The organism is Acidimicrobiales bacterium (genome assembly GCA_035316325.1).
Lineage (GTDB): Bacteria > Actinomycetota > Acidimicrobiia > Acidimicrobiales > VFJN01 > DASXTK01.
In genome coordinates, this window is record DATHJB010000053.1 from 1 (window position 1) to 4,776 (window position 4,776).

Sequence of the window (4,776 nt, forward strand, 5' to 3'; positions counted from 1 at the left end):
GCGCTGACCGTCGAAGTGGACGAGCGCCTTGTCGTCGGTCAGGCCCGTCAGCGTCCGCTTGAGGTTCGCCCGCATCGGAGGCCTCGCCCACTCGGTGAGCTTTGCGAGCGAGGCGCCGGCTGAGCCGCAGTGGTACAGCAAAGCGAGAGCGTGGTCGCCGGCGCGCAGGTCCGGCTTCAGCACCTTGAGGAAGTCCCCGAACTCCTGGATCGCCGGTGCCCGCCGGGTCACGAGGTCCTCGACGATGCGCTGTGCCTGGTCCGGCGATGCCCCGTGGTAGAGCCGCACGAACTCGGCCAGCACCCAGTCGAGCACCGACACGACCAGCGTGGCGTCCTGGAGGTTGGGGTCGATCCCGTCCGCCAGGTGGGCGGCGTCCCGGCTGTTGCGGATGTCATAGACCACCCGCAGGCCGCGCGGGATGTGGACGCGGACCGAGTCGGGGTGCGAGCCGTAGGGCAGGTTTGCCAGCTGCTTGGTGAGCTTCTCCGTGTCGAGCTGGCGGCCGAGCGGCGTGATGGAGCCGGTGGTGCGCTGGGCGAGGAGCCGGTACGCCGCCTCGCAGAAGCGGCCGCCCTCGACGGCGTTGAGGCGGTGACCGCCCTCGTAGAAGTTGCGCTTCGCCTCGGTGTACGTCTCGAGCAGCTCGTCGACCAGCGTCGGGTCGAGCGCCGACGCGAGCGAGGCTCGGATCGTCGCGAGCACGCCTAGGACTCGGCAGCGGCCTTCTTGGCCGCCCCGCTGGCTCGCCGGCGCTTGTGCGGGTGCTCCTCCAGCGCCTGCTTCACGGCCTCTCGGTCGGGCAGGGCGACGACTAGCGCCTCGCCGCGGACCGTGAGCTGCTTGGTCCGCTCTCCAGCGGTGACGAGAAAGCCGCTCGACCGGTCAGCGTTGTCGACGTCTCGACTCGGGTTGGCAAACCTGGGAGCAGCCGCGTCCGTGTTGAGGTCGGTCAACGCCCTCGTGTTGAAGGTCGGAGTGCCCCGATAGTGGGTCAGGTAGTACGCCAGGCACGCGATCCGTTCGGCGGCCGACTTGGGCTTCTTCTGAGCGATGAAGGCCCTCGGCGAGGGCGGGGACGACGGGGGTCCGCCTTCCCCGGGACCCTGGGTGCCGTTTGCGGCGGGGGCACCGGGCGCGGCGTCTCCCCCCAGGTCGGTGACGTCGAGCGCTGCCCTCAGCCACTGCATCGCTCGGCCTCGCTGCTCGGGGTCGAGCGGCTCCAGCGCCTCGTAGGCCGTCTGCATCGCTTTCAGTTCTTCGTTCCCGGCAGGCATCCTCAGTCCTTCGTCGTGCCCCCAGCTCCGGTTGTAACTGCACAGTGTCTTCCACCAGGCGGCCTCGGGGTGTGGATGACGAACTCGCGTTCGGTATGTGGTCTACCAATGACCCACCCTCGCGGCCCGTCTCCGGCAAGCTGAGGGGCCGATGCGGCAAAGAGAAAGGCCCCTGGCCGGTCGACCAGGGGCCTCGGGGTAGGTGGGGTGGTCGGCTACTCGGCGTGCCAGTCGCCGGACACGTTCTCCAAGCCGAAGAACTCGACGGTCTCCACGACGTGGGCGACCGGGGTGAGCGGCTCCTGATCGTCGGCGCCGAACTCGTCGGCCCCGGGGGTGAGCACGGTGCCGGTCGGCACGGCGTCGACCTGGGCGTGGGCCTCGTCCGCGAGGGTGGTCTCGCCGGGGCGGTCCCACCCCTCGCCGTCGATCGCCTCGTGGAGGCGGGCCTTGAGGTCGGCGGTCAGCCGCACGACCGGGGGGCACTCGGTCGTGCCGGTCGCCTCGTGGACGAAGCCCCGGTAGCCGTGCTCGGTCATGCTGAACGTGGCGGGGTGCCCGCAGTGCTGACAGGTGCTCGCGCTCACCGGCCGACGACCTTCGTGCCCTGCTGGCTGAGCTGGTAGGTGCGGGTCTTGCCCTGGCCGGTGACCGACAGCAGCGGCGAGAAGCTGCGGTCGGAGTGCTTTCCTTCCGACATCCGGCGAAACGCCCAGGCCGACAGGCCGGGGACCTTCGCCAGGACCTGGTCCCGGGTGAGCGGCCCGTGCTCGGCCAGCAGCTCCACGAGCTGCGCGTCGTGCCGGGCCAGCTTGTCGGAGAGGCCGAGGGCGGCCAGCTTCACGGCCACCCCCGTCAGCGGCGAGGCCGGGGCCTCGGGCCGGGCGGCGGCCTGCTTGGTCGCCTTGATGGCCTTCGCCGCCTTGGCGGGCTTGACCGGCGGCGTGAAGCCGATCAGCTCGGCCAGCGGGCGGGCGACCTCGTCGGTGGCGGCGGCCCGGCGGTCCTCGTCCACCTCGGCCCGGAGCAGCGCGCCCGTGACCTCGTCGACGACCTTGCCCTTCGTGCCCAGGGCGGCGAGGTCGTCCTCGGTCAGGTGCTCCAACAGCGAGCAGCTCGTGGCCCACGCGACCAGCTCGTCCCGGCTCAGCTTGCCGATGGCCGACTTGGTCAGCGCCGCCGGCTCCTTGATCGGCGTCGGCGGGGCCTCGGCCTGCGGCTCTGGGTGCCCGGCGTCCTGCTGGGCGGCCACCCACTCACCCCGGTCGGTCTTCTCGGCGCGCCCCTGGTCGACCAGGACCACGAGGCAGCGGCGAGCGGTCGCCGGGGTGAGCCCCGTCTCGTTGGCGATCGTGCTCGCCGTCCGGGGGACCACGCCGAGCCGGCCGGCCACCTTCTCGATGGTGGCCCTGGCCGGCTGGTTCTTCGTCTTGGTCGTCATGTCCTGTCCTCTCGGTCTCATCGTCACCACGGAGCGTGGCGAGGTAGACCCTAAACAGCGAGATTGACGGAGAGCCAGCGAAAGCAGGAGAAATGACCGAGAGTTGTTGTCAGGTGGTGTGAGCTTCCGCCAGGCGCGCCACGACCCCGGCCGAGGGGCAATCTCAACCGGGGCCGCGACGACCTGGCGGGGTGACCTGCTCAACGGCGCTGACGGACCCGCTCCACCTGCCGTCGATAGTCCTGCTGGGTGACGCAGTGCACGCAGTTCGGCCGGTGACGGCCCCGACCGAGCAGCACCTTGGCCCCATCCGCCATCGGCCTGATCTGCTTGATGATCCGTAGCACCACCGGGTCCAGGGCGTGACGCCGACAGACCACGACGTCGGAGTCGGTCCACTGGATCGCAACCGCCTCCGGGTGACGATCGAGCCCGTGCTGGACCAGCTCAGCGACCGTCACCCTCAGCGGCGGGTCCGACCGCCACACCCGGCGCGACCGCTTCACGACCTGGCCTCCTTCACCGAGCCGAGCACCACCTGCGCCCGGTGCCGCACGGGCAGGACCGCCCACGTGCCCGAGCCGGTGTGCACCCACTCGTTCAGCGCGAGCTGCACGAGCTGGCCGCAGACCTCGCACGTCGAGACCGTCACGACCCCGTCCCCACACAGTCGGGCTGCGGGCAGCAGTCGGGATGACACACCCGATCGCAGCTACACGAGGCGAGCGCCTCCCGAACCTCCACCGCTCCGGGCACGTGCTCCACGTGGGCGAGCGCCTGGACCGGACACCCGTCCTCGTGGAGCCAGTGGGCCTCGCCTGGGTCCACCTCGTCGCCGCACTCCGCGCAGAGTGGGCGCTCGGTACTGTTCACCATCGTCATCGACCTTCCGTGTCGGTGACACCGGGGCGGGTCGTGTTCGGCGGCCCGCCCCGCCGTCTCTGTGACTTCTGTCACCCTTGATTCTACCACTGACGTTGTCCTAAGTGCCGTGAAACACCATCAGGTGCATCGAGGTCGCGCCGGCCCACCCCGGCGCGTGCTGTCCGTCGCACGCTGGCAGGGGTCGGTGCCGGACTCCACGGCGCGGGTGAGAGATGTAGGGTGCGTCCGTGCGACGCCACAGGCTGGTGGAGGCCCGCAAGGCGGCCGGCAAGACGCAGGAGCAGGTCGCCGAGCTGGTCGAGGTCGACCGCACGACGATCGGCAAGTGGGAGCGGGGCGAGTCCACCCCCTACCCACAGCAGCGCCCCGCCTACGCGGCGGCGATCAGCGTGACTCTGAGCGAACTGGCGTCCATGCTGTCCTCGATGCCGATCGACGCCGGGGAGATCGCCGGGTGGCTCGCCCACTACCTCGCGATGGAGCAGTCAGCGACCGGCATCCGGGTCCACGAGCCGAAGCTCGTGGACGGCCTGCTTCAGACTCCCGCCTACGTCGAGGCGGTGGTCCGCTGCGTCGGGCTGGCCGGGGTGACCGACGACTACGTGACGCAGAACATCAACCAGCGGCGGCACCGCCAGCAGCGCGTCCGCACCGGTGACGTCGGCCTAGAGGTCATCCAGGCCGAGCAGGTGCTGCACGTCCAGCTCGGCACTCCGCAGGTGATGGCCGAGCAGCTCTACAGCCTCGCTGACGCCGCCGAACTGCCGAGCGTGACGGTGCGCGTCATGCCGTTCACCGCCGGCCAGTACGAGGCCCGGCGGCTCGACTCGTTCTCGATCCTCGCCCACCCCTGGGGCAACCCGACCGTGTGCCTGTCGAGCTACGGGGGCACCCGGTTCATCACCGAGGCGGACGAGACCGCCTACTTCGCTCAGGCGTTCGAACAGGCCACCCACCTGGCGCTGTCGCCCGCCGACTCCATCGCCCTGATCCGCCAGATGGCCCACACATGGGAGGCCCGACGTTGACCACCGACAACACGACCGATCTGCACTGGCGCAAGTCCACCTTCACGGACAACGGCCAGTGCTTCGAGGTGGCCGAGGACGGGGACGAGATCCTCGTCCGCAACAGCAACCGCCCCGAGGCCGGCACCATCCCGTTCACCCGTGG

The 4,776-nt window shown here is 70.5% G+C and carries 7 protein-coding genes; 1 reads left to right on the top strand and 6 read right to left on the bottom strand.

The features are described from left to right. The 6 genes from VK611_07485 to VK611_07510 form a co-directional block, all read right to left on the bottom strand. Positions 1-705 (bottom strand): hypothetical protein (locus VK611_07485; protein ID HMG41156.1); only part of this gene is annotated, 705 nt, incomplete at its 3' end. Between the two features lie 2 nt (positions 706-707). After that, the gene (locus VK611_07490) at positions 708-1,247 is read right to left on the bottom strand and encodes a hypothetical protein (GenBank protein ID HMG41157.1); all 540 of its coding nucleotides are present in this window, start codon (positions 1,245-1,247) and stop codon (positions 708-710) included. Positions 1,248-1,492: 245 nt separating this feature from the next. Beyond that, complete coding sequence (locus VK611_07495) at positions 1,493-1,864, bottom strand: hypothetical protein (GenBank protein HMG41158.1); 372 nt, start codon at positions 1,862-1,864, stop codon at positions 1,493-1,495. Continuing rightward, positions 1,861-2,718: a hypothetical protein gene (locus VK611_07500; GenBank protein HMG41159.1), complete on the bottom strand. Its 858-nt coding sequence runs from the start codon at positions 2,716-2,718 to the stop codon at positions 1,861-1,863. The genes VK611_07495 and VK611_07500 overlap by 4 nt, the downstream gene beginning before the upstream one ends. A 200-nt stretch (positions 2,719-2,918) precedes the next feature. Then, positions 2,919-3,224: a hypothetical protein gene (locus VK611_07505; GenBank protein HMG41160.1), complete on the bottom strand. Its 306-nt coding sequence runs from the start codon at positions 3,222-3,224 to the stop codon at positions 2,919-2,921. Continuing rightward, on the bottom strand, positions 3,221-3,370 hold the full coding sequence (locus VK611_07510; GenBank protein HMG41161.1) for a hypothetical protein: 150 nt from the start codon (positions 3,368-3,370) through the stop codon (positions 3,221-3,223). Before VK611_07510 ends, VK611_07505 begins: the two co-directional genes overlap by 4 nt. A 460-nt stretch (positions 3,371-3,830) precedes the next feature. On the opposite strand from VK611_07510, the gene VK611_07515 reads away from it, so the two are divergent. Beyond that, positions 3,831-4,631: a helix-turn-helix transcriptional regulator gene (locus tag VK611_07515; GenBank protein ID HMG41162.1), complete on the top strand. Its 801-nt coding sequence runs from the start codon at positions 3,831-3,833 to the stop codon at positions 4,629-4,631. Positions 4,632-4,776: the final 145 nt, after the last annotated feature.